The organism is Neisseria brasiliensis (assembly GCF_009671065.1).
In the GTDB taxonomy this organism is placed as follows: domain Bacteria; phylum Pseudomonadota; class Gammaproteobacteria; order Burkholderiales; family Neisseriaceae; genus Neisseria; species Neisseria brasiliensis.
On sequence record NZ_CP046027.1, the window covers coordinates 1,167,039 to 1,191,327 of the forward strand.

The following is a 24,289-nucleotide window of genomic DNA, read 5'->3' on the forward strand; positions in this document are numbered from 1 at the left end:
CCGTCTGAAAGATTACAAATTTTTCAGACGGCCTTTTGCATGGGCGGGTGCTTGATTCGGTTGGGCTTTTATTTTACATTCGCATCATGTTCTCTACGATTTTACGATAGGGGTCAAACTCATGATTCACACTGCTTTAACGCCTTACCAAGCGTTTGATTGGTGTCGCATTGCGGCTGTGCCGATTGGTGACAACGGCGAGCCGCTCTGTATGCTGCGGCCTGCCGCGCGGCTGCGTGTGCGGCCGGTGTATGCCGAGATGGGTGTAGCGGGGGCGGTGGACACGGTGTGGTTACGCGCATCCCTTATCGAAAAACTGCATCAGGCATTGGCGCATTTGCCGGCGGAATATGGTTTGGAAGTGCTTGACGGCTGGCGGCCTTTGGCGGTGCAGGCGGCTTTGCGTGAAAGTTTTCGTGCCAATATTGTGGCGCACCATCCCGATTTTACCGAAGCGCAAATCCAAGCGGCTTTGGATGATTTTGTGGCCGACCCTTATCGCGCTACCATGCCGCCGCCGCATTCGACCGGTGGTTCGGTGGACGTGACTGTTGGGCAGCGGCAGTAACATCGCCACGGAAATGCTGATTAGCTTGGTGACCGACAAATACCTGCTTCTCACCACGCTGACCTTTGCCGTGATTGCGCTAATGCCGCGCAGCATGGCCAAGCTTGATGGTAGTCAAGAATTGGGCACTTACTGCATTTTCTTGTTTTTCGTGGTGATTGGCGTGCCGGCTTCGATTCCGCTGATTCTGCAAAACGCACCGTTGCTGTTTGTGTTTACCTTAACCGTGGCAGTAGTCAATTTGGCGGTAACGCTGGCGGCGGGCAAACTCTTCAAATTCAGCATCGAAGAAGTGGTGTTGGCTTGTAATGCCAATATCGGTGGCCCCACCACGGCGGCAGCTTTGGCCATCGGCCGCGGCTGGCGTGCGCTGGTGGGCCCGATTTTGGTGATTGGTACGGCGGGCTATATTTTCGGCAATTACATCGGCTCGATGATTTATGCTGTGTTGAGTTCTATGTAGGCAATTCATAAAAAATGCCGTCTGAAAGACTTTACTCTTTCAGACGGCATTTTTTTGTGTCTTTTCAGACGGCGAGACCTTTGCAAAATCCCCATCTTTGGCACATTTCTTCGTTATGCGCTGCTCGAAAGCTTGCCTATCTTGATGATATGTCTGCGCTTTCTGCGCTGCTATAACTTTGAACTGTACTCAAATCTGGGGTTTTACTGTGGGCGGACAAAATAGTTGGGAACTGGGAGGGGTGGAAATGGAGTTTTTAAGGATTATTTAGGGAAGAGTGACAAAATAGATGGGAACTGGGTGTAGCGTCGTAAGCTAATACGAAAATTAAAAATGACAAAATAGTTTGGAACTAGATTTCACTTATCTGGTTAACTAATCTAGCTAACCTGCCGCTCAGCTTAGTACGATCCTATATCCAACTGATCATAATCCTTTCATCAGTATCCCAAATTAAATCCCCCTCCTAGACTGCCTCACCAACACTTTACAGTGATCCCGTATTTCCGGACAGGTGATTGATTTTTTTCGCTTGTACAGGTGTTAAGCCACAGTTATCTTGATGTGGACATTATGCATTGTAATAGCCCATTAACATGCGCTAAGAGCATAAATTAATATACAGTAACAAGCATTACGAGGTGCTAATGTTTGGAAAGCAGCCTCTTCCAACTACAATAATAAGTTAACTATCCTCCACCCACAAATAATTACAAATGACCCCTTTCCGCTATAACTCCGATCTCACCAGCGGCTCGCTACAAACCCGAGAGTGTCGCATTATTACTGGCTTGTTACTCCAAGAGCTTGATGAAGCTGCCTGGGATAAAGCCATGTATAAGGAAAATGTGCTTCAGAAACGCACGCAATCTACGGTAAGACGTATTTCTTCAGCGCTTAGAAAACGCCTAGAACACCTAAGCTCTGACTTTTGGGCTTTTGCGTTTTTATGTTAGGCATTGTCTGGCAACTGGAGGAAGTGTAATGACCATGAATGGTCACTGTGATTGACAGTATCTTGCTTAAACTTATCTGAACAATGGTAGAACTGGCTCATATTTATCCCCTCTATGATTGTTTATCTTTTTCACCATAAAAAGTATCAGGGGCTACTCAGGGCTACATAAAGATATTTATCTACTTTTACTGATTGATAAGTAGCATCAGTCCATCCGCAGGACTGGTGGTGCCGGCAAAATGCTGACCCAACACATGCGTATAGATTTGCGTGGTCTTAACATCGTTATGCCCTAAGAGTTCTTGCACAGTGCGAATATCACGCCCCGCTTGTAATAGATGCGTAGCAAACGAGTGACGAAATGTATGACAAGTGACACGCTTGCTAACGATGCCTGCTTTTTGTACGGCTGCCTTCAATGCCTTTCGCGCAACGGAGTCATGCAGATGATGGCGGCATAATTTGCCGTTATACGGGTGGTTGCAGAGCGTGCTGGAGGGAAAGACAAACATCCACGCCGCTTGTCGATAAGCAGAAGGGTATTTGTGATCTAAAGCAAAAGGCAGCGATGGCCCTACGCCTTGTAAGTTGTCGTCTTGCTGAATAAGCCGCGCTTGCTCAATGAGTTATTTTATTGCTGGGATTAGGCGCGTGGGCAGTAGGCTGTTTCTGCTTTTCCCACCCTTACCGTCATGCACAGTGATGCAGCCATTATCAAAATCAAAATCTTTAACCCGCAAACGCAAGCATTCATTAATGCGCAAACCTGCACCATACAGCAGCGTAAAAATAACTTGGTTGCGAGTATCCATAACCTGCAAAATGCGTTGCACTTCATTTGCAGAGATAACAGAGGGTAGCCGTCTAGGCTTGCTTGCAGGGATATAATCAATATCGCCCAACGGCTGTTGTAAAAACCTGTTGTACAAAAAAGCTAGGGCATTTAAAGCGATTTTCTGCGTGTTTATGGCTACATGTCTGCTGTTTGCTAAGCTGGATAAAAACAGCCTGACCTCTTCACTGCCCATGGTCTGAGGATGACGTTTTTTGTGAAACAGAATAAAACGCTTAATCCAGTGCAGGTAAGTTTTTTCAGTTTTCAGCGCATAACCTTTTTGTCGCATATCCGTGCGTATAGAATTTAAAAATGGACTGTTAGACATAAAACGCTCCTTGTCTTGCAACTGTCTGCCTATACAGCCTATTCTAGCTGGGATTTAAAAAAGTGCCTGTTTTTTACGCCTAGAGATGCTTGTTTACCGGTAGAGTTTTAATTTAATGCTAAATAAATTAAAATGTTATGAGTTCTTTGGGTGAGATAATGTGCATCGTGCAAGCAGGATAGACGGCATGCACGATTTGTAATAACAGAGTGTCTTGTATTTTTAAAGAAAGTCTATTATAATACAAGTGATTATATTAATTAACGGTAAGCATCAGCGGGTGACAAAACGAGCATGCTTACTAATAAAATGTTAGGCGTCATATGAAGATTTCGGTGATCCCTGAGCAGGTGGCGGAAACATTGGATGCTGAGAACCATTTCATTGTTCGTGAAGTGTTCGATGTGCACCTATCCGACCAAGGCTTTGAACTATCTACCAGAAGTGTGAGCCCCTACCGGAAGGATTACATCTCGGATGATGACTCTGATGAAGACTCTGCTTGCTATGGCGCATTCATCGACCAAGAGCTTGTCGGGAAGATTGAACTCAACTCAACATGGAACGATCTAGCCTCTATCGAACACATTGTTGTGTCGCACACGCACCGAGGCAAAGGAGTCGCGCACAGTCTCATCGAATTTGCGAAAAAGTGGGCACTAAGCAGACAGCTCCTTGGCATACGATTAGAGACACAAACGAACAATGTACCTGCCTGCAATTTGTACGCAAAATGTGGCTTTACTCTCGGCGGCATTGACCTGTTCACGTATAAAACTAGACCTCAAGTCTCGAACGAAACAGCGATGTACTGGTACTGGTTCTCGGGAGCACAGGATGACGCCTAACAATTCATTCAAGCCGACACCGCTTCGCGGCGCGGCTTAATTCAGGAGTTAGGCCGCATGGACACAACGCAGGTCACATTGATACACCAAATTCTAGCTGCGGCAGATGAGCGAAATCTGCGGCTCTGGATCGGTGGGGGCTGGGCGATCGATGCACGGCTAGGGCGTGTAACACGCAAGCACGATGATATTGATCTGACGTTTCCCGGCGAGAGGCGCGGCGAGCTCGAGGCAATGGTTGAAATGCTCGGCGGGCGCGTCACGGAGGAGTTGGACTATGGATTCTTAGCGGAGATCGGGGATGAGTTACTTGACTGCGAACCTGCTTGGTGGGTAGACGGAGCGTATGAAATCGCGGAGGCTCCGCAGGGCTCGTGCCCAGAGGCGGCTGAGGGCGTCATCGCCGGGCGGCCAGTCCGTTGTAACAGCTGGGAGGCGATCATCTGGGATTACTTTTACTATGCCGATGAAGTACCACTAGTGGACTGGCCTACAAAGCACATAGAGTCCTACAGGCTCGCATGCACCTCACTCGGGGCGGAAAAGGTTGAGGTCTTGCGTGCCGCTTTCAGGTCGCGATATGCGGCCTAACAATTCGTCCAAGCCGACGCCGCTTCGCGGCGCGGCTTAACTCAGGTGTTAGGCGACGCGTGGAGTCGCTCTAGAATTTTCGGGTACAAATTTTATGACGAATTATTTTGAGAGTCCCTTCAAAGGGAAGCTTCTGACTGAGCAGGTGAAGAATCCGAACATCAAGGTAGGGCGGTATAGCTACTATTCCGGCTATTACCATGGGCACTCGTTTGATGATTGTGCTCGCTACCTTCTACCAGACCGTGATGACGTTGATCAGCTGATTATCGGCAGCTTCTGCTCCATCGGATCAGGCGCAGCTTTTATTATGGCTGGGAATCAAGGCCACCGATATGATTGGGTCTCTTCTTTCCCTTTCTTCTACATGAACGAGGAGCCCGCGTTTGCAAAATCAGTCGATGCATTCCAGCGGGCTGGCGACACAGTTATAGGAAGTGATGTGTGGATCGGTTCGGAGGCCATGATCATGCCCGGGATCAAGATCGGGCATGGAGCGGTGATAGGTAGCCGCGCTTTGGTTGCCAAAGACGTGGAACCCTACACCATAGTGGGGGGAAACCCTGCAAAGTCGATTAGGAAGCGCTTTTCTGAAGAAGAAATTTCTATGCTTTTAGATATGGCTTGGTGGGATTGGCCGCTGGAACAAATCAAGGAAGCAATGCCTTTTCTTTGTTCGTCTGGCATTGCCAGCCTGTATCGTCGCTGGCAAGGCACAAGCGCCTAACAATACGCTACACACGGACAAATTACTCGCTGCGCTCCTAATTTGCCGGTGAGCGTGGCGTTAGGCTAAAAAGAGAACAAAAGTGGATATAAGCATTTACTTAATATTTCTTGTCACTACGGTGATGCTAATTTTAGTGCCCGGTCCGGCTGCAATCACAGTCGCAGCCCAGGGGGCTTCGCATAACTCTCAGCGAGCATTTTTTGGTGTGCTTGGTGTGGCAAGCGCCGATGTCTTATTTTTCGCTTTGTCGGCTACAGGTATCGCCTCGCTAATACTTGCTTCCAACCTAATGTTCTCAGTGATTAAATGGTTCGGTGTGGCCTACTTGCTCTATCTTGGTATCTCGGCCCTATTCAGCAAATCGGGAGTAATTAAGCTTTCGGCAGAAAGAAAAGAAAGCACTCGAAAAAAACTCTTCTCACAAGGATTAGTAGTCCAGCTAGCTAACCCGAAAGCGCTTATGTATTTTACAGCGCTACTTCCACAGTTCATTGATCCGTCGAAGCCTGTGCTGTTTCAAATGCTACTTATGGGCGCGTCTTGCTTATTAGCTGATATTGTTGTGTATAGCGTATTCAGTCGGTTAGGCGATCGCATAGCAAAGCAACAACTTCAATCGTGGGTCACAACACTTATCAATAAGGCAGCAGGTATCACGCTGATATCAACTGGCATCAAAATGGCTTCATTGGAATATGGGAAATAGCCTAACAAATAGCTCCACCGGACAAAATACTCGCTGCGCTCGCATTTTTCTTGTGAGCTAGGCGTTAGCCATATTATGGAGCCTCATGCTTTTATATAAAATGTGTGACAATCAAAATTATGGGGTTACTTACATGAAGTTTTTATTGGCATTTTCGCTTTTAATACCATCCGTGGTTTTTGCAAGTAGTTCAAAGTTTCAGCAAGTTGAACAAGACGTTAAGGCAATTGAAGTTTCTCTTTCTGCTCGTATAGGTGTTTCCGTTCTTGATACTCAAAATGGAGAATATTGGGATTACAATGGCAATCAGCGCTTCCCGTTAACAAGTACTTTTAAAACAATAGCTTGCGCTAAATTACTATATGATGCTGAGCAAGGAAAAGTTAATCCCAATAGTACAGTCGAGATTAAGAAAGCAGATCTTGTGACCTATTCCCCTGTAATAGAAAAGCAAGTAGGGCAGGCAATCACACTCGATGATGCGTGCTTCGCAACTATGACTACAAGTGATAATACTGCGGCAAATATCATCCTAAGTGCTGTAGGTGGCCCCAAAGGCGTTACTGATTTTTTAAGACAAATTGGGGACAAAGAGACTCGTCTAGACCGTATTGAGCCTGATTTAAATGAAGGTAAGCTCGGTGATTTGAGGGATACGACAACTCCTAAGGCAATAGCCAGTACTTTGAATAAATTTTTATTTGGTTCCGCGCTATCTGAAATGAACCAGAAAAAATTAGAGTCTTGGATGGTGAACAATCAAGTCACTGGTAATTTACTACGTTCAGTATTGCCGGCGGGATGGAACATTGCGGATCGCTCAGGTGCTGGCGGATTTGGTGCTCGGAGTATTACAGCAGTTGTGTGGAGTGAGCATCAAGCCCCAATTATTGTGAGCATCTATCTAGCTCAAACACAGGCTTCAATGGCAGAGCGAAATGATGCGATTGTTAAAATTGGTCATTCAATTTTTGACGTTTATACATCACAGTCGCGCTGATAAGGCTAACAAGGCCATCAAGTTGACGGCTTTTCCGTCGCTTGTTTTGTGGCTTAACGCTACGCTACCACAAAACAATCAACTACAAAGCCGCAACTTATGGCGGCGTTAAACATCATGAGGGAAGCGGTGATCGCCGAAGTATCGACTCAACTATCAGAGGTAGTTGGCGTCATCGAGCGCCATCTCGAACCGACGTTGCTGGCCGTACATTTGTACGGCTCCGCAGTGGATGGCGGCCTGAAGCCACACAGTGATATTGATTTGCTGGTTACGGTGACCGTAAGGCTTGATGAAACAACGCGGCGAGCTTTGATCAGCGACCTTTTGGAAACTTCGGCTTCCCCTGGAGAGAGCGAGATTCTCCGCGCTGTAGAAGTCACCATTGTTGTGCACGACGACATCATTCCGTGGCGTTATCCAGCTAAGCGCGAACTGCAATTTGGAGAATGGCAGCGCAATGACATTCTTGCAGGTATCTTCGAGCCAGCCACGATCGACATTGATCTGGCTATCTTGCTGACAAAAGCAAGAGAACATAGCGTTGCCTTGGTAGGTCCAGCGGCGGAGGAACTCTTTGATCCGGTTCCTGAACAGGATCTATTTGAGGCGCTAAATGAAACCTTAACGCTATGGAACTCGCCGCCCGACTGGGCTGGCGATGAGCGAAATGTAGTGCTTACGTTGTCCCGCATTTGGTACAGCGCAGTAACCGGCAAAATCGCGCCGAAGGATGTCGCTGCCGACTGGGCAATGGAGCGCCTGCCGGCCCGGTATCAGCCCGTCATACTTGAAGCTAGGCAGGCTTATCTTGGACAAGAAGATCGCTTGGCCTCGCGCGCAGATCAGTTGGAAGAATTTGTTCACTACGTGAAAGGCGAGATCACCAAGGTAGTCGGCAAATAATGTCTAACAATTCGTTCAAGCCGACGCCGCTTCGCGGCGCGGCTTAACTCAAGCGTTAGAGAGCTGGGGAAGACTATGCGCGATCTGTTGAAGGTGGTTCTAAGCCTCGTACTTGCGATGGCATCGGGGCAGGCACTTGCTGACCTGCCAATTGTTTTAGTGGATGAAGCTCGTCTTCCCTATGACTACTCCCCATCCAACTACGACATTTCTCCAAGCAACTACGACAACTCCATAAGCAATTACGACAATAGTCCATCAAATTACGACAACTCTGAGAGCAACTACGATAATAGTTCATCCAATTACGACAATAGTCGCAACGGAAATCGTAGGCTTATATATAGCGCAAATGGGTCTCGCACTTTCGCCGGCTACTACGTCATTGCCAACAATGGGACAACGAACTTCTTTTCCACATCTGGCAAAAGGATGTTCTACACCCCAAAAGGGGGGCGCGGCGTCTATGGCGGCAAAGATGGGAGCTTCTGCGGGGCATTGGTCGTCATAAATGGCCAATTTTCGCTTGCCCTGACAGATAACGGCCTGAAGATCATGTATCTAAGCAACTAGCCTGCTCTCTAATAAAATGTTAGGCCTCAACATCTAGTCGCAAGCTGAGGGGAACCACTAGTGTCATACGAACCTCCAAGAGACGGTTACACAAACGGGTACATTGTTGATGTCATGTATGACAATCGCCCAAGTAAGTATCCAGCTGTGTTCAGAACGTACGTCCGAATTCCAGACTATGTCGAACTAGATAACGCGGAGGAGCTGGCCGACGCAATCATTCGAGAGGTTGAGTTAAAGGAGGCATGGCTCACAAGGGTCTTGGGGAACTCAGCCGATCCTGACGCTTCTGTGGGCAAGTGGGACCGGCGCCTAGCGCAGTGCGGTGGTATTGATGAGATGTCAAGTGGGGTGCAGGCAACATACTTCAGTCCAAACGGTCAGCTGGTCGGCTTAGTGGCATACATTGATGCCGAATGGATGGATGAATAGCTCTGACGTTACGATTCAGGTGAGACAACCAGATGGGCATTGCGTACAAGCTCAGTTGCCACCGATGTGGCTACGAGTCTGATCTTCTTTACCTAGGCCAAGGTATGGCGATGCTTCCTGAGCAAATAGTCGGAACGTGCACATGCTGCGACAATCTAACGACGATTTCTATAAATGAAAGCTACGGAGTATGCTCACTTTGTGGGGCTAAGGATCGTGTGATATTTACAAGCTATCAGCATGAGGCAAGGCCAAGAAATCCCTGCTATCTAGAGAGAAGTTTCAAATATCAATGCCCAAGATGCCATGCCTTCAGTATGGAGCCTCCGGATCTACCGGAGATGCTTTGGGACTAATGCTCCGCTTTGCCTCGGGTATCCGTTCGACCTATGTTTAAGAGGAAACGCACGTGTCTGCCGCCAAAGCTCTTGCCTATGCACTTTGTGACAAGTTGGAAAGCAAAAAAGTTGATGAAGTCGTACGAAATCTTGTTTCTAGCGGCTGGAATATTAGGGAAGTGGCCTGGGAAGCTTCGTCCTTTGATCATGAAATGCCCTACTTTGACACGGGGCGGGACTTCGATATTGGATTTCCTGACACGCTGTCATCCAAGATTGAGTTTTTGACCGCGAATGGATCAATCGTCCAAGCACGTGCTCGCCTGCACTTCAAGCAGGCTCTAATTTTTGCCAAGGCGTCCAAACATGTCGCCGCGCTCAAGAACTCATTGGATTACTACTATGGATCGTCTGTAATCCCCCCTCAAAACCACGGAGGCTATTTGTAGAAAATTCCATTAATATGAACTCAAGGTGTTCCCTACGGACGAATCAGCGATGAAGGTGGTGTACCTGGCTATCCAGGCGGCGACCAAGAAATGGACGATGCCGATCCGCAACTGGAAGCCGGCCATGAACCGTTTTATGATCGAATTTGGTGACCGTTTAAATGGCCACCTTTAACTGACCGGCAAAAGCACTTACACAAAAGGGTTTACAGGCTCTTTCAGTCATTCCTTTAATGCGTAAATTGCTCTCTAACCACTCTCTCAGCCCACCCTTCCATATCCTCTCTCGATACTTGCAGCTCCCCCAACCCCTTTGGATGATTCACCCCTCTATGCCCGTCTTGTCCATATAATTGATCAAACAAACTATTTGGCCAATTCAATGAGCTCTTCACCACTCCACGCCGTATCTTTTCAAAATCATTCCGCCATGTTTCGCTATCAACGCCACTCAACACTTTGGTAGAAAGCATTTTCACCCCATCCGATGCATCCACCTCTAGCAATACAAATTCACTGCCATTACGTTGCACCCCAACGGCTTTAATCACTCTTGGTGAGCCATCTTTACACAGATGTAATCGGCTACGCCCAACTTTTGGCAAAACCAAGGTTTCTTCAAAAAGCACCCGACATGCAAATTTAGTTTTTAGAATTGAAAGTAGCTCATCAAAAGCAGCAAATCGATTAGCAAAAATAGAGTTGTAATTGGTTGCATCCTGCTTCCCACCCACATCTGCCGCTGCTAGGACACCACCTAAGTGTGGCTCATCAGTACTAACCAAATTACTATTTTCACTTGTTGTTGCTTCTTCTTTTTCTAAAATAGTTTGGCTACTTTTTCTTGCCCTGCGAGATTTTTCAATTCGACTAGGTCTACTAAAACTTATCCATGTCGGCTCAGCCTCTATGACTCGTGTGTCTGTGTCTATATTGGCTGTTTCCTCATCGTCCAACTGTAGATGCTCATCATCAACAACTGACTCTGTTGAAACCGCTATGTGCTGCGTACTACCATCACCTGCCTCCTTTTCCTGAAAAGAGGCATGGCTAATAGCTGTTGTGCTAGGAAGCATAGCGTTGATTTCTAAACCTACTATTTCCTCAACTAAATAATCCTTATCCTCGTTAGAAGAACGTCCTTTTACATGTAATTTCCAACCCTGCATGGGCGGAGGGTCAAAGCTAAAGCACCAGCTTTCAACGCCGTTCTTAATTTCTCTATTTTGTTGATAGTGCCTAAAAATACTTTCATACGAATCCATAACATCTTGATCCGAAAACAACCAAACCAAAAGCTGCACTACGGCCGACTGCTCTAACGCCCCTTTAGGAAACGATGAACTGGGTAAGATCCTTATCTCTAAATCATCTCGCTCAACCTCATACTGAACGTCGAACTCTTGCTGTAAAGCGGTACTGCTCAAACAGCTTCGACAGAAATAGGAGTTAATTAAAAATAATGACCGAGCTAGCTCTAACTGTGGGATGTGATAACGAGTCTTGCTATATGGTGTTTCAGCTTCGTAAATAAATGAACTCTGCGCTCCATCCTTGTTGCGTACGGAAGCAAAGGACGAGAGATTAGGAAAATCGATTATTTTGGCTCGTTGAAGATCCGATGCTTCAAACTCAATCACACGATCCGCCTTATTTATTTGCTTTGTTGTACTGTTAACCACCTTAGCTCGACTTAATAAAGGCAAATGAGTAAATCGAGTCCATTTCCGTTCTTGCATTGGATTAAACCAAACAAAAATACGCCACTCCTTATGACCCGAGTTACGGAATAAATGACCAATATGTACAACCTGCACATTGTCATTAAATGTAGCTAGCCTAACCACTCACTCTTCCCCATAAACCATTTCCAAGAATCTTTGTGCTTCCTCAGTTATCCGCTCTTTAGATAACGTTGCACTTCTTAATAATCGCCAGCGCCTAAGCTCAACATCTTCCTGTTTAAGCTTAATAAAAGCTTGGCTAATCCGTCTAATTTGATAATCTTCCACACTCTCTGAGTAACGCTTTAAGCAAAGCGCTACCAAAGGCAGTTTCTGTAGATTTTTTGCAAGAGAGGTTCCGTTAGGAGTTTGCTTTAACAGCCAGCTCGATGTCGCTCTTGGGTGATCAAGGCTACTATCTAGACGCTTTATGATTCTTAATAGTTGTCGTACAGCAATTCGATCTCTTTGGTTCCAATCAACTCTAGGGGCGGGTGCCAGACGCTCTTGTTGATGCTGTTGATTCCAGTGAACTAGCCAATCCCTGTCATGTCGGTAAAGCCAAGCGTATAGCACCCCACCCTCTAAAGACTGTCTTGCCGCCTTAATTCCTTGGTATTTATGCACTAGTTGCTGCCAGTCTTTATGCTTAACAGATAAATCTTCAGAGTTAGGTTGCACAGACTGGCTAACAGGTCTTGTCGTTATAGAGTGCTCAGTAAGAGCACTTGCCTGCTGTAGCGCTTCTATAACCGTTAGTTTTGGCAATAAGGCTTGCCACACAATACTATGCTGTAAATAACTAAAGGCTTTTCTATGCTTACGGAATATACTTTTCAGCCAACACGTGTCCTTGTTCTCTGCCAACTTTAAATCCAGTTTCTCTAGTGCCTCATCACTAAAAGTCTGCCTCACTCTCTCCGCCACCAAGTCATGACGAATGTGCTTGCTTTTGGTTAGCCCTAGATCCTGCGCTAAGCGCTGATAAAACAGCGTCCACTGCTCAAGGCTTGGGGAAAGCTCTTGCGCTCGTGGAGCATCTAACAGAGGGGCTATATAAGCAGCTAGTGCTGTTAATTGAGATAGGGAGTCTTTGGGGTAGTCTGAAAGCAGCTCAGTATGACCCAAAGCCCAAAATTGATGTCGGTGATCATCTACAGCTCTATCAAAGAAGACTAAAGCACCGTGTTTTGGACAATATGGCAAAGCGGGCAAATACCAATCTCGTTGCCAAAAGGCTTCCCCATACCTATTTAGCTGAAGAGCAACGCAATCAGGGCAGTATCTAAAGCGGTTATCGCTCTTAACTCTAGAAGCAGCGACTCCTAGCATTAAATGCACCGCACCTTGCGCTTGGTACTCCATTAACCGAATAGCTTCGTCTCGGCGCTCCTTGCCTACAAACGGAGCATATAAAGGGAATAAGGTATGCTCATAAATAAGCTGCTGAACAGCGTAACGTCCTGTTTGATGTAGATGTCTTGCTATCACACCTAAATGCGAGGGCAGACCTAAGGTAGCGACCACCTTGCGGTTGCCATACACCTCATCCAACAGCTGCTTAGGACTAACAACCCCTTGATAAACGCCTGCCCGTGCAATAGTGCTATAAATCAGCTCATTCGAGTACGGAACAGGAAAGTTTCTCATGGCTAACCTGCTTGTTTAAATAAGCTCGCCATATCCACTATTACCCCTTTCCCTTTTAACCGTTCATGCATGGTTTTTTCAGGTTGGCGTTGTGAATAGATATAACGTAAATCCGTATCAGGCAAGCTATCCCAGTCGCTGGGCTTGACTACCTTTATAGCCGAAACCTTTTTACTCTTGGAGGGCTTTTCTAGTTCTGACACTACCGTTTCGCCTTCCATCAACCACTGCAAAACAAGAGGCAGTAACTTTTGTCTTGTCATCGTTGGATTCTGGCTAAACGCTTTTTTAATAGTGGGAATTAACAGGCTTGAATCGTAATCCTCTTTCAGCATCAGATATAAATGACGCTGATCTTCGGTATCTAACTCTTGAAGGGCTTTTTCTTCTGGTGTTTGTTCTTGTATCGCTGCGATATCTAGCTGAAGTTGGATTAACCGTTTATCAATCTCGGGAACGACTAGATCAGAATAACGAGCAATGCGTTCTGGGATACCCGAGCGTAATGCCTCTAGCATGGGGTGCACAGGCTTTAACTCATCTTGATACACTTGCCGCAATAAACCAGCGGTAATACGCTCATTGCCTAAAGCTAGCGCACGGAGCTGAGCGAGTACAAAAAGTTTTACTACAATGTCCATCACTCCTTGGCTTAGCTCATACCACACATCACGGACCTCATCCGATAACAGCGCATCTTTGCGTTGTAAAAGCTGTAATTGCCAAAGATTATCCGTAAAAGCGATCCACTCTTGATTGGGCTTTCCACGTTGCGTTTGTTGTATAGGATCCCAGAATATAGCTCCAAACCCTGCCCCTCTACGTGCAGACCGCAAATCAGCCTCAAAAATCTCTCGTGCTTTAGGGGTACCAATCAACATCACTGGTACGCCAATAATATTCACCATCGTCACAAAAAAGTTCAGCATCTCTTGAGATCCACCCGAACGAGAGCGGCTTAAATGCTGAATTTCATCAATAACCAACAACCCTAAAGCATGTGCATTGGCTATTTGCGACATCAAAGCCAACATGGTTTCTATACCATGACGTTTTAAGCCATAACGACGCTCATAGTTCGAGCCCAAGGCTCGATCCAACGCTCTGAAAAAATTCAAGCAGATTTCTTTTAGCGAACCATTATGCGAGCAGTCTATTTTCAAATACACCACCTGCTCTACATTGAGTTCACGATGGTAAATCACCTGAGGATACGTGGCTAGAATACGATGAAGAGAGGTCGTCTTCCCACTACCAGAACAACCAATTAACAATAAGCTTTGTGCCGTAGATCGTGCCTCCTCAAAGCGAAATGTCTCCAACTCTCCCGTTTGAACACGCTCATAACCATTTTGTAAATGCTTTTGTAAATCTCCTGTTTTAGGATTTCTGCCTACGTAGCCACCTCGAATCATGACCGAAATACGCTCACTTAGTAGCAAATGCGTACCTAATGGCTGAAAATAGTCATCTGGAATACGACAAATGGTATGAGCTCTGATAACACGGGACTTTTGCAAGTCAGAGGAAGTAAGCTGTAAAGAGGATTTCAGTGATGCAGCACTATTCACTGACTCTTGTAATGGTGGTAAGGCCTCGATAAAAGGATTATCACGATAAGCCTCTACCCCCGTATCACGATAAACTGCTTGAATCCGGGTAGCACTCATGACTCATCCTTTTCTGGTGGATCCTGAAATAATTCAGGCACGTATGTGGGTAGGCTGTAATCTTCTTGATCATCCGCTTCCACTGCGTTGAAAGGAATAACTTTAGCCTCATCACCTGAAGAGCTTGGCTTCAAATGCTCCGCACGTTTTTTACGCTCCGAGGTCACGGCTTCTTTTTTATTAGTTTTAATCTGCTTAATGCGTGTTGATTTGGGCTCAGTAGTACTGGGCGTTAACTTATTCGCTTTCTGAATGGTTTGCTGAATAAACGCCTCAAGCTCCCTGCGTTTAGTTAACTCATCCTGCTTCGCATTGGCTTTATTGTGTTTTTCTTGTGCTTGTATATCCCAAACCTCCCAAAATGAGAGACCTTTAAACTGCCGACTACGTTCCGTCAGATTACAGCGCCAAAATACACGGCTGCCAACTTGCGGAAACAAATAAATCGTATCAACCAGCACTGGGTCATAAGCCGCTTCTAAATGTTGAGGTCTAGCTATATCAGTGCTCCGCTGCAACCAACCCTCACGCAGAATCTCTGACCCCGAGTAATACAAACCCCACAAATTAACGCCAAATGAAGAAATAGAGACCTTTCGGCGAGGCAGTAACGCTACTCGCAACTGCTCTTGCTCCACAGCCCTTAAACTACCTGTACGATGCTGCATACCCCATTGCCATAGCTGGACAGGAATAGACGGTAAATCTGTAGGAAAATCAGCATCTCGATCGTATTTATCCATCACCAGATGGTTATTTCTGAATAAGATCGTACGCAAAATAATTTGTGTGAACTCAAATACCGACAGAGATGCATCTAACCTATAGTCTGTTTCACCATGGCTTTTGATCCGACTGCCCTCTACAATGCCAGGTGCAAAGGACTTAAACTCGGCTTGTAGTGTTCTAAAAGTGCTTTCCACTATGCCTTTAGCATCGCCACGTCTAGGTGGAGCACTTTCCACTCGCACATTAAAACTAGAAACTAAGGCTTCGACCTGATGACTCATTAATTCGCCACGGTCCGCTAGCAACACATCTGGCAAACCTACACACGGCCAGTCTGAGCTACTAATCTCAATATCATGCTGGGCACAAATGGCCGTTTTGTCAGAGCAAGCATTTACAAAAGCCTGCATCGCCACCACATAAGACGGATTTTCAAAGCCGATATAAAAGCCCGTGATCATCCGACTAAACACATCAATCACAATGTAAAGCGTTGGTCTTCCTATGATTTTTTGGCGATCATGATGATCCACTAAATAAATATCAGCAATCGTGGCATCAATCTCATAACGACTCCCAGGGCCTAACGCCTGAGAAGTGGCTGTACTACTTAAGGGTCGTACGTCTTTTTTATATACCCCTGCTTTAACTCTAGACTTTAAGCGCTGAGCTTTAGGGTATTCTCGATCATAAAAATAACGAAACTGACGTAGTGTTGGGTAATCCTCTTGGGGAATGCGAGGAAAATACTGAGCAAACAAGTCCACAAATCGTCTATAGGCAACGGTGGTCTTTGTACCTTTTTGATTTAACAGGTGCTTTTCTATGGTCAACCTAAAAAGGCGTTCAATCTCGGGCGTTACCTTGGTTCCTTCACCCTTACCATATTCTCTGGCTCGGCCAATCTTTGCTGTTCCTGTCGCTGAACGTCTTTCCCCTGGTGCACCGCTGTTTTTGTAGTCAGGAATTAATGCATTAGGCGTTTGACCACGCTGCCAGTAACGGCGTAACAACTTATAAACTGTAGCCTTAGTAACCTTATGTTCTTGGACCACATGCTCAACGAGTTCGCTTCTGACTTTAGGGTCGAAACGATCCTTACTATTAATAATAGGAAGAATTTTTCGATAATCCTCCTCGCGCTTCTGGAAGCTGACAGAATCTACAGACGGCTCTTCTAAATCAAGATGTACATAAGGGTCATCAGTTCTAACTAAGCGGCCTTCATCTAAATACTGCATTAGCAACAACTCAGCCCTAGCTTGTGGAACTCCTTTATCAGCGCTTATTTGCATCCAGACAACTTGGCCATCCTCTATAGCCAAAATGCGATACGGATCATTATCAAATAGCACAACCTCATTAATTTGCCACATAGCGCAACTCCTCCATATTCACTACTTGGCTAATACAGAGATCTGCACACTTATTTGCCCTGAAAGACTTATAAATATTGAACTTAATAAAACCATTTGCGGTTAAGGCTCGTATCTCACTCAATGTTTTGCCTAACTCCAAATCATAAGCAATATCAACCTGCTTACAGACATTGATAATGTTTTCATCTCCTTTTTCTTGCAGGATATGGGCCAATGGGGATAGTTGTGCTAAAAGCTCCGCAGAAACTTCTTCTGTTTTCACTGAATAAAGCCATTCAATATTTTCTTTTACTACGGGATTTATTTCTTTATCAGTAAAAATGAACCAAGGAATTTGCTTTTGCTGCCAATAGCGACGCTCTAGTTCTAGTTTTTCTAAGGTACGCTCGTCTTGTAAGGCTGCTGCAGGTTTGACTTGAATAGCAAACTGCTCAAAAGGACCATCTTTGCAGTCCACTAAAAAATCAGTAGACATAACCTGATCTACACCACGAATAACAGGATGCTTAATACCACTATCTATTGCAATCTGCCTGGTATCACTAGGTAATAAGGGGAACTGCTCGCGTATATCTAGCACGCTGCTCTCCCACTCAAGACTGAGAAAAACAGCAAGCTCTAAGTCAGATAGCAAATGATGGACTCGTCCCGTCTTATGAGAATAAATACGGTGGGAACGACCTGAAGAAGGAACTTCTTGTACTGTTAGCCATGGAATATAGTCTTTACCATGCCCTTGGCCACGCCCCTCTTTAATACGACGGGCAATTTGCACTTCAGAAAATGAAGAGTTTGCTTTAGCCATAACAAAAGTCCAGTATGCTTTTTCACAGCATAACTGGACTGATTTCAGTTTACAACTATTCTGTCTAGTTTAAGACTTTATTGTCATAGTTTAGATCTATTTTGTTCAGTTTAAGACTTTATTGTCCGCCCACATTTACAAAGGTCTCGACCCCAACCATTATTCTACCGTTACCGATTTAGCCAAGTTGCGTGGTTTGTCCACATCGGTGCCACGTGCCAAGGCGGCGTGGTAAGACAGCAATTGCACCGGGATGGTGTGCACAATCGGTGACAATACGCCGACGTGGCGCGGGGTGCGGATTACGTGTACGCCTTCGGCTTCGTTGAACTGGCTGTCGAGGTCGGTGAATACAAACAATTCGCCGCCGCGTGCGCCGACTTCCTGCATGTTGGCTTTGACTTTGTCCAACAAGGTGTCGTTTGGCGCAATCACCACTACCGGCATGTTTTCATCCACCAATGCCAACGGGCCGTGTTTCAATTCGCCGGCAGGGTAGGCTTCGGCGTGGATGTAGGTGATTTCTTTCAGCTTCAACGCGCCTTCGAGAGCAATCGGGTAGTGAATGCCGCGACCTAAGAACAAGGCGCTGTCTTTTTTGGCGAATTTTTGCGCCCAAGCAGCGATTTGTGGCTCGAGGTTCAAAACGTGTTGGATGCTGCCCGGCAATTGGCGCAATTCTTCCGCATAAGCGTGTGCTTGCTCGTCGGTCACGTGGCCGCGCAGTTTGCCCAAAGTCACGGCCAAACCGAACAAGACCACCAATTGAGTGGTGAAGGCTTTGGTTGAGGCCACACCGATTTCGGCACCAGCGCGGGTGTAGAGCACCAATTCGCTTTCGCGCGGCAAGGCGGATTCCATCACGTTACAAATCGACAAGCTGTGGTGTTGACCCAAAGATTGTGCGTATTTCAGCGCTTCCATGGTGTCGAGTGTTTCACCGGATTGGGAAATGGTGATGACCAATTGTTTCGGATCAGCAATCACATCGCGGTAGCGGTATTCGCTGGCGATTTCTACGTCGGTCGGCATTTTGGCGATGCTTTCCAGCCAGTATTTGGCGGTCAGCGCGGAATAGTAAGAGGTACCGCAGGCCAAGATTTTGATGCTGTGGATGTCGGCAAACACTTCTTGTGCTTTTTCGCCGAAGTTGCTTGGTTCGAAACCACCATCCAAGAATACTTCAGCCGTGTCGGCAATCGCGCGCGGCTGCTCGTGGATTTCTTTTTGCATGAAGTGGCTGTAAGGGCCCAGCTCTAAAGAAGCCAGCGACAATTCAGATACTTTCACTTGGCGGTCGGCCGGTGCGCCGGTTTTGTCGATTAATTTCACGATACCGTCGGCGTTGAGCAGGGCGATGTCGCCATCTTCCAAGTAAGAGATTTTACGGGTGAAGGCAATCACAGCCGATACGTCGGATGCAATGAAGGTTTCTTGGTCGCCAAAGGCCACCAGCAATGGGCAACCCATGCGTGCCACAACCATTTCTTTGTCGTTTTCTTGCGAAATCACCGCAATGGCGTAAGCACCGTGGAAATTTTGGGTCGCCGCTTTAACCGCTTCGTATAAGTTGCCGCCGTTTTGGCTGTATTCGTGATTCACGCTGTGGGCAATCACTTCGGTGTCGGTTTGTGATTTAAACACATAACCCAAGCCTTGCAGGCGTTCGCGTTCGGCTTCGAAGTTTTCGATAATGCCGTTGTGTACTACGGCAATCATGCCGCCAGAAATGTGGGGGTGCGCGTTTGGCTCGGTCACGCCGCCGTGGGTTGCCCAACGGGTGTGGCCAATGCCCAAATGGCCATGGATGCCTTTTTCTTTAGCCGCATCTTCCATTAATTGTACGCGGCCAACGCGACGCACGCGGCGGATTCGTTCGCCGGTGTGAACGGCAATGCCTGAAGAATCGTAACCACGATATTCCAAGCGTTTCAGGCCATCAGTTAAAAAATCGACTACATTATGATTGGCGCGCAGTGCGCCGACGATACCGCACATATAAGTTCCTTAGTATCAAGAGTTTAAATAAAACCACACCGTATCACAGCGGTGAAGCAAGTATGTTGAGCCTGCTTCAGGGTCGCGTTTGAGCTTTAACGGCATGGCGGTTTGGCCTGCTTTGGGCAGGCCGTGGGAAATGGTCTCGGCCTGTTTATTCCTGAAACAAGCTGTCGAGTTGTTGCTGTAAAGCGCGATTGTGCTGCTCCATTTGCTGCATCATGTGTTGTGATGCGGCTTCCAGTTGCGGCAGCATTTTCATCATCGCACCGAGATTCTTTTTCATCACTGCCTGACCTTCACCTGATTTCAAAAACGCCGCCGCTTCATCGGCTTGCTTTTGAAACGCCTCATCGTCAAACGGCACGCCGTTGATTTTAGCCAGCTCACTTAAAAGTTGGCTGGAGTGCAAACCGTTTTGCAGCACGCCGCTGGTCCATTGGGTCATGGCTTCGGCAAACTCGGCCTGCTGTTGCGGCGTGAGTTGCTGCAGCGATGACGATTTTTCGGTGACCGTGTGGCTTTTGAAGCCGGGTTTGTCCACGGTTGTGGTGGTGCGCACCACTTGGCCGCGTTCGGGGTCATCGTATGTTTCGGTGATGGTCGCAGCGGATGACGATTGCCACAATAAGGCGGCAGTCGAGAGCGCGAGTAAAGTGCGGATGTTCATGCCTGTTTCCTTGCTTGCTGACCAGTTATTTTTCGGGGCGGTTGTCGTGTTCGCGCTGGGTCAAAAATTTCACCAGCAAAGGGAACACCGCTGCCAATACGCCGCACAAGCCGATGGCGAACAAAGCGATGCCGCCGATGGGCTGGTCGAGCACTTCATGCGCCCATCCACCCATGCCGACCAAAACCATCAAGGCCGGGAATCAGGGCGCACAGGCCGCAAATCAAAATAATGATGGAACCGATATGGAATTTCATACATCCCTTCATGATGATGAATAACCGAGCAGCAGGGTTTCAGACGGCCTTTAATCGTTAGGTTGAGACCTTTGCAAAATCTTCATCTTTGGCACATTTCTTCGTTATGCGCTGCTCGAAAGCTTGCCTATCTAAGTGATATGTCTGCGCTTTCTGCGCTGCTATAACTTCGAACTGTACTCAAATCTGAAGTTTTACAAAGGTCTCAGGCCGTCTGAAGCCTGAAGAGCAGCTTATTTTTTATCGCCTTTTTCCGGACGCACCCAGCCTTCAATAATGGTTTGGCGGGCGCGGGCGATGGCGAGCTGGCCGTCGGCGACGTTTTTGTTAATCGCGCTGCCGGCACCGGTGGTGACTTTGTTGCCCAAAGTTACCGGCGCAATCACCACGCTGTTGGAACCCAAGCGCACTTCGTCGCCGATGACGGATTTGTGTTTGTTCACGCCGTCGTAGTTGGCGATGATGGTGCCTGCGCCGAAATTGGTTTTGCGGCCGACTTCGGCATCACCGATGTAGGTCAGGTGGTTGGCTTTGGTGCCCTCGCCAATGGTGGAGTTTTTCACTTCGACAAAGTTGCCGATGTGCACTTCGTTGGCCAATTTGGCTTGCGGACGCAAACGCGCGTATGGGCCGATGACGTTGTTTTCGCCGACTTCACAATCTTCCAATGAAGAGAAGGCAGCAATTTTGGTGTTGGCGGCGATTTTGGCGTTTTTAATCACGCAGTTGGCGCCTATTTCTACGTTGTCGCCGATTTCCACATCGCCTTCAATCACCACGTTGACATCAATCACCACGTCCTGACCGTGTTTCAGACGGCCTCGTAAGTCAAAGCGGGCAGGGTCGCGCAGGGTGACGCCGGCTTTGAGTAATTCTTGCGCTTGCTCGGTTTGGAAAATGCGTTCCAATTCGGCTAATTGCACTTTGTTGTTGACACCGGCGGCCAAATGCGATGCGCGCACTTGCACCGGATGCACGGCGATGCCGTCTGAATTGGCCAAGGCAATCAGGTCGGTCAGGTAATATTCGCCTTGTGCGTTGTTGCTGGACAAGCTGTTGAGCCAGCCTTCGAGCTTGGCATTAGGTAATACCAAAATGCCGGTATTGGTTTCTTTGACGGCTTTTTGCGCGGCATCAGCATCTTTTTCTTCCACAATCGCCACCACTTTTTCGCCTTCGCGGATGATGCGGCCGTAGCCGGTCGGGTTGTTCAACACATCGGTCAGCAGGCCGACTTCGTTACCGGCAGCAGCCAAAAGCGCTTCTAAAGTAGCGGTATCAGTCAGCGGCACATCGCCATACAGCACCAAAGTGCGGCCTTCGGCAGGTAAGTGCGGTAAGGCCATTTTCACGGCGTGGCCGGTGCCGAGCTGTTCGGTTTGTTCCACCCACACCACATCGCGTTTTACTTTTTCCAAAACCTGTTCTTTGCCGTGGCCGATGACCACGCAAATGTTTTGCGGATTCAGCGTAGCGGCGACGTCAATCACGCGGGCAACCATCGGCTTGCCGCCGACTTCGTGCAGCACTTTCGGCATTTTGGAATACATACGGGTGCCTTTGCCCGCAGCAAGAATCACGATATGTAAAGGTGTTTGGCTCATTGTTGTTTTTCCATTCGGGGTGAACGATTGAATGTGGAAGGCCGTCTGAAACGATGGATGTCATGTTCGGACGGCATGAGAATTATTCGGCGGCGGCAGAGTCGGCTTCGCCGGTTTGGCTGCCCCATTCGGTGCCGTGGACATCTTGATGTTGTTGCATTTCAGGCTTCACGGCGCGTTGCTCGGGGCGGTATTGGTTGTAATTCATGTTGCGCGAGTAAGAACCGTCCTGATAGTAAACGCGGGTGCCTTTTTCGTATTTTTGGCGAAGGGCGGTGCTGCCGTCGGCTTTTTGGTAGGTTTCCCATGTGCAGCCGGCCAGTGCGGTCAACGCCAAAATCATTGCTAGGTAACGCATGTCTTTTTCCTTGTTGAGAATATCGGTTTATTGTAATCAATTTAGATAAGGAATCATAGGCTTTTACACGCTTCAGACGGCCTCGAGCCAGCCTTGTTGCGCCGCCCAGTTTTCCAGCGCGGCCATGTCGTGCGCGGCGCAATCGACAAAGGGCAATTCGTGGGCTTTGCGGCCAAACCATGCGGTGCGCATACCCAGTTGTTTGGCGGCGTAAAGGTTATCCGCGTTATCGTCTACCATAATACAATTTTGCGGTGTTGTTTCAATTAGTTGACAGACGGTCAGATAGGCTTGACGGTTGGGCTTATACAGAAAGCCGAAATCGTCGGTGCCGGCCAGCAGATTAAAATATGAGCGGATGCCCAAATTTTCGATAACCGCCCGCACATAAAACGACGGTCCGTTGGAAAACACTGCCTTGCGCCCTTTCAGACGGCCTAAAAGGGTTTGAGTTCGTTCGATGGGTGTTAATTTTTCTAAAATCTGCGGCATGGGGTGACTTTGGGTCAGAAATTCGACAATGTCGATTTCAGGATGATGGATTTGCAATCCGGCCAAAGTTGCGCCGTAGCGGTGCCAATAGTCTTCGCGGATGGCGGACGCTTCGTCATGGGAAAGGTTCAGACGGCCTGCCAGATAATCGGTCATGGCGTGATTGATGAGCAGAAAAATGCCGGCATCGGCGTTGTGTAAGGTGTTGTCGAGATCGAAAAGCCAAACAGGCGTATTCATGGCGGGCTCGCGGTGGAAAAAAACAAGATGATGGCAGTTTGCACGCGCTCGGGCAAGCATTTGGGCGGTAGTGTGGCATAAAACAAAATGAAACAATCATTTAAGCGGTGATGTTTAATATGTTAAAATGCTGCCGATAACACACAGGCCGTCTGAAGCCCTTCATTTTCAGACGGCCTTCCACTTTATATCTACACACGAACACACATCATGATCGGTTTTTATACCTTATTCAAAAAAGAAATCCTGCGCTTTTGGAAAGTGGGCTTGCAAACCTTAGGCGCGCCCATGCTCACCGCGCTTTTGTACCAATTGATTTTCTCACACGCCATCGGCCGCCATGTCGAAGCCTTGCCCGATGTGGCGTATAACGCGTTTCTGATCCCCGGTTTGGCGATGATGAGCATGGCGCAAAATGCGTTTGCCAATGCCTCCAGCAGCCTGATTCAATCGCGCTTGTCGGGCAATTTGGTGTTTATTCTGCTGCCGCCTTTGTCCACCTTTTCCTTTTTTAGCGCCTATGTCGGCGCGGCGGTGGTGCGCGGTTTGCTGGTCGGCTTGGGCGTGGTGGCGGTGACGGCGCCGTTTGGTTTACCTATGCCGCATCATTTGGGCTGGATTGTGGTGTTCGGGCTGCTGGGTTCGGCCATGATGGCGATACTCGGCCTGATGGCAGGCATTGTGGCGGAAAAATTCGACCAGTTGGCCATGTTCCAAAATTTTCTCATCATGCCACTGACGTTTTTGTCGGGTGTGTTTTATTCCATCAACAGCCTGCCTGAGTTTTGGCGCACGGTCAGCCATTTCAATCCGGTGTTTTACATGATTGACGGCTTTCGTTACGGCTTTTTCGGCGTGAGTGACACATCGCCGTGGCTGTCGTTGGCGGTGGTCGGCACGGTGGTGGCGGCATTGGGGGCGCTGGTGTTGGCGGTGTTGCATTCGGGTTGGAAGTTGCGCCGTTAGGCAGTCTGAAACCTAAAAATTT

23 protein-coding genes and 2 pseudogenes are annotated in these 24,289 nt (G+C 47.6%); 13 read left to right on the forward strand and 12 right to left on the reverse strand.

Translation table 11 applies throughout. The features are described 5' to 3' along the window. Positions 1–121: 121 nt before the first annotated feature. The 3 genes from GJV52_RS05975 (at position 122) to GJV52_RS05985 (ending at position 1,987) form a co-directional block, all read left to right on the forward strand. Positions 122–568, forward strand: a complete 447-nt coding sequence (locus tag GJV52_RS05975; RefSeq protein WP_100562780.1) for a M15 family metallopeptidase domain-containing protein — start codon at positions 122–124, stop codon at positions 566–568. Further along, complete coding sequence (locus tag GJV52_RS05980; RefSeq protein ID WP_229436920.1) at positions 552–1,031, forward strand: DUF819 family protein; 480 nt, start codon at positions 552–554, stop codon at positions 1,029–1,031. Before GJV52_RS05975 ends, GJV52_RS05980 begins: the two co-directional genes overlap by 17 nt. Before the next feature lie 716 nt (positions 1,032–1,747). Beyond that, positions 1,748–1,987, forward strand: coding sequence for a BrxA family protein (locus GJV52_RS05985; RefSeq protein ID WP_001353740.1), 240 nt, complete (start codon positions 1,748–1,750; stop codon positions 1,985–1,987). 187 nt (positions 1,988–2,174) lie between these two features. On the opposite strand, the pseudogene intI2 reads toward GJV52_RS05985, so the two are convergent. Continuing rightward, a pseudogene (gene intI2 / locus GJV52_RS05990) lies at positions 2,175–3,152 on the reverse strand (class 2 integron integrase IntI2). Between the two features lie 323 nt (positions 3,153–3,475). Between intI2 and sat2 the strand changes: the two are divergent. The 9 genes and pseudogenes from sat2 to GJV52_RS13080 form a co-directional block, all read left to right on the forward strand. Continuing rightward, on the forward strand, positions 3,476–4,000 hold the full coding sequence (gene sat2, locus GJV52_RS05995) for a streptothricin N-acetyltransferase Sat2 (protein WP_000704156.1): 525 nt from the start codon (positions 3,476–3,478) through the stop codon (positions 3,998–4,000). 57 nt (positions 4,001–4,057) lie between these two features. Continuing rightward, positions 4,058–4,591: an aminoglycoside nucleotidyltransferase ANT(2'')-Ia gene (aadB, locus tag GJV52_RS06000; protein WP_154212875.1), complete on the forward strand. Its 534-nt coding sequence runs from the start codon at positions 4,058–4,060 to the stop codon at positions 4,589–4,591. Positions 4,592–4,685: 94 nt separating this feature from the next. After that, positions 4,686–5,318, forward strand: coding sequence for a type B-2 chloramphenicol O-acetyltransferase CatB2 (locus GJV52_RS06005; protein ID WP_012477387.1), 633 nt, complete (start codon positions 4,686–4,688; stop codon positions 5,316–5,318). An 82-nt stretch (positions 5,319–5,400) separates the two neighbouring features. Continuing rightward, the gene (locus GJV52_RS06010; protein ID WP_100562782.1) at positions 5,401–6,027 is read left to right on the forward strand and encodes a LysE family translocator; all 627 of its coding nucleotides are present in this window, start codon (positions 5,401–5,403) and stop codon (positions 6,025–6,027) included. A 133-nt stretch (positions 6,028–6,160) separates the two neighbouring features. Beyond that, positions 6,161–7,027 (forward strand): PSE family carbenicillin-hydrolyzing class A beta-lactamase CARB-2, encoded by an 867-nt coding sequence (locus GJV52_RS06015; RefSeq protein WP_001931474.1) that lies wholly within the window; start codon positions 6,161–6,163, stop codon positions 7,025–7,027. A gap of 117 nt (positions 7,028–7,144) precedes the next feature. Continuing rightward, complete coding sequence (locus tag GJV52_RS06020; RefSeq protein WP_100562814.1) at positions 7,145–7,933, forward strand: AadA family aminoglycoside 3''-O-nucleotidyltransferase; 789 nt, start codon at positions 7,145–7,147, stop codon at positions 7,931–7,933. Between the two features lie 75 nt (positions 7,934–8,008). Next, positions 8,009–8,506, forward strand: a complete 498-nt coding sequence (locus tag GJV52_RS06025) for a hypothetical protein (protein WP_001444089.1) — start codon at positions 8,009–8,011, stop codon at positions 8,504–8,506. A gap of 841 nt (positions 8,507–9,347) precedes the next feature. Next, complete coding sequence (locus GJV52_RS06035; protein ID WP_001271300.1) at positions 9,348–9,725, forward strand: hypothetical protein; 378 nt, start codon at positions 9,348–9,350, stop codon at positions 9,723–9,725. Between the two features lie 22 nt (positions 9,726–9,747). Continuing rightward, positions 9,748–9,900, forward strand: a pseudogene (locus GJV52_RS13080) (IS256 family transposase); the annotation flags it as partial. Positions 9,901–9,955: 55 nt separating this feature from the next. Here the strand turns inward: GJV52_RS13080 and GJV52_RS06040 are convergent. From GJV52_RS06040 to GJV52_RS06090, 11 genes are all read right to left on the reverse strand, one after another. Further along, on the reverse strand, positions 9,956–11,542 hold the full coding sequence (locus GJV52_RS06040; protein ID WP_456152476.1) for a Tn7-like element transposition protein TnsE: 1,587 nt from the start codon (positions 11,540–11,542) through the stop codon (positions 9,956–9,958). Positions 11,543–11,572: 30 nt separating this feature from the next. Beyond that, positions 11,573–13,099: a TnsD family Tn7-like transposition protein gene (locus GJV52_RS06045; RefSeq protein ID WP_100562787.1), complete on the reverse strand. Its 1,527-nt coding sequence runs from the start codon at positions 13,097–13,099 to the stop codon at positions 11,573–11,575. Between the two features lie 2 nt (positions 13,100–13,101). Continuing rightward, the gene (locus tag GJV52_RS06050; RefSeq protein WP_001276994.1) at positions 13,102–14,769 is read right to left on the reverse strand and encodes an AAA family ATPase; all 1,668 of its coding nucleotides are present in this window, start codon (positions 14,767–14,769) and stop codon (positions 13,102–13,104) included. Then, positions 14,766–16,874, reverse strand: a complete 2,109-nt coding sequence (locus GJV52_RS06055; protein ID WP_000267723.1) for a DDE-type integrase/transposase/recombinase — start codon at positions 16,872–16,874, stop codon at positions 14,766–14,768. Before GJV52_RS06055 ends, GJV52_RS06050 begins: the two co-directional genes overlap by 4 nt. Continuing rightward, positions 16,861–17,682 carry a TnsA endonuclease N-terminal domain-containing protein gene (locus tag GJV52_RS06060; protein WP_001029679.1) on the reverse strand — a complete coding sequence of 274 codons (822 nt, stop codon included), beginning with the start codon at positions 17,680–17,682 and terminating at the stop codon, positions 16,861–16,863. The genes GJV52_RS06055 and GJV52_RS06060 overlap by 14 nt, the downstream gene beginning before the upstream one ends. A gap of 159 nt (positions 17,683–17,841) precedes the next feature. Next, positions 17,842–19,680: a glutamine--fructose-6-phosphate transaminase (isomerizing) gene (gene glmS, locus GJV52_RS06065; RefSeq protein ID WP_095502720.1), complete on the reverse strand. Its 1,839-nt coding sequence runs from the start codon at positions 19,678–19,680 to the stop codon at positions 17,842–17,844. Positions 19,681–19,834: 154 nt separating this feature from the next. Continuing rightward, positions 19,835–20,350, reverse strand: coding sequence for a hypothetical protein (locus GJV52_RS06070; protein WP_100562789.1), 516 nt, complete (start codon positions 20,348–20,350; stop codon positions 19,835–19,837). A 25-nt stretch (positions 20,351–20,375) separates the two neighbouring features. Next, positions 20,376–20,543: a hypothetical protein gene (locus GJV52_RS06075; RefSeq protein WP_154212876.1), complete on the reverse strand. Its 168-nt coding sequence runs from the start codon at positions 20,541–20,543 to the stop codon at positions 20,376–20,378. Between the two features lie 297 nt (positions 20,544–20,840). Further along, positions 20,841–22,211: a bifunctional UDP-N-acetylglucosamine diphosphorylase/glucosamine-1-phosphate N-acetyltransferase GlmU gene (gene glmU, locus GJV52_RS06080; RefSeq protein WP_095502717.1), complete on the reverse strand. Its 1,371-nt coding sequence runs from the start codon at positions 22,209–22,211 to the stop codon at positions 20,841–20,843. Positions 22,212–22,293: 82 nt separating this feature from the next. Then, positions 22,294–22,569, reverse strand: a complete 276-nt coding sequence (locus tag GJV52_RS06085; protein ID WP_100562791.1) for a spore cortex protein — start codon at positions 22,567–22,569, stop codon at positions 22,294–22,296. Positions 22,570–22,641: 72 nt separating this feature from the next. After that, the gene (locus GJV52_RS06090; RefSeq protein WP_100562793.1) at positions 22,642–23,301 is read right to left on the reverse strand and encodes a pyrimidine 5'-nucleotidase; all 660 of its coding nucleotides are present in this window, start codon (positions 23,299–23,301) and stop codon (positions 22,642–22,644) included. A 210-nt stretch (positions 23,302–23,511) separates the two neighbouring features. Between GJV52_RS06090 and GJV52_RS06095 the strand changes: the two genes are divergently transcribed. Continuing rightward, on the forward strand, positions 23,512–24,267 hold the full coding sequence (locus GJV52_RS06095; RefSeq protein WP_100562795.1) for an ABC transporter permease: 756 nt from the start codon (positions 23,512–23,514) through the stop codon (positions 24,265–24,267). Positions 24,268–24,289 lie beyond the last annotated feature (22 nt).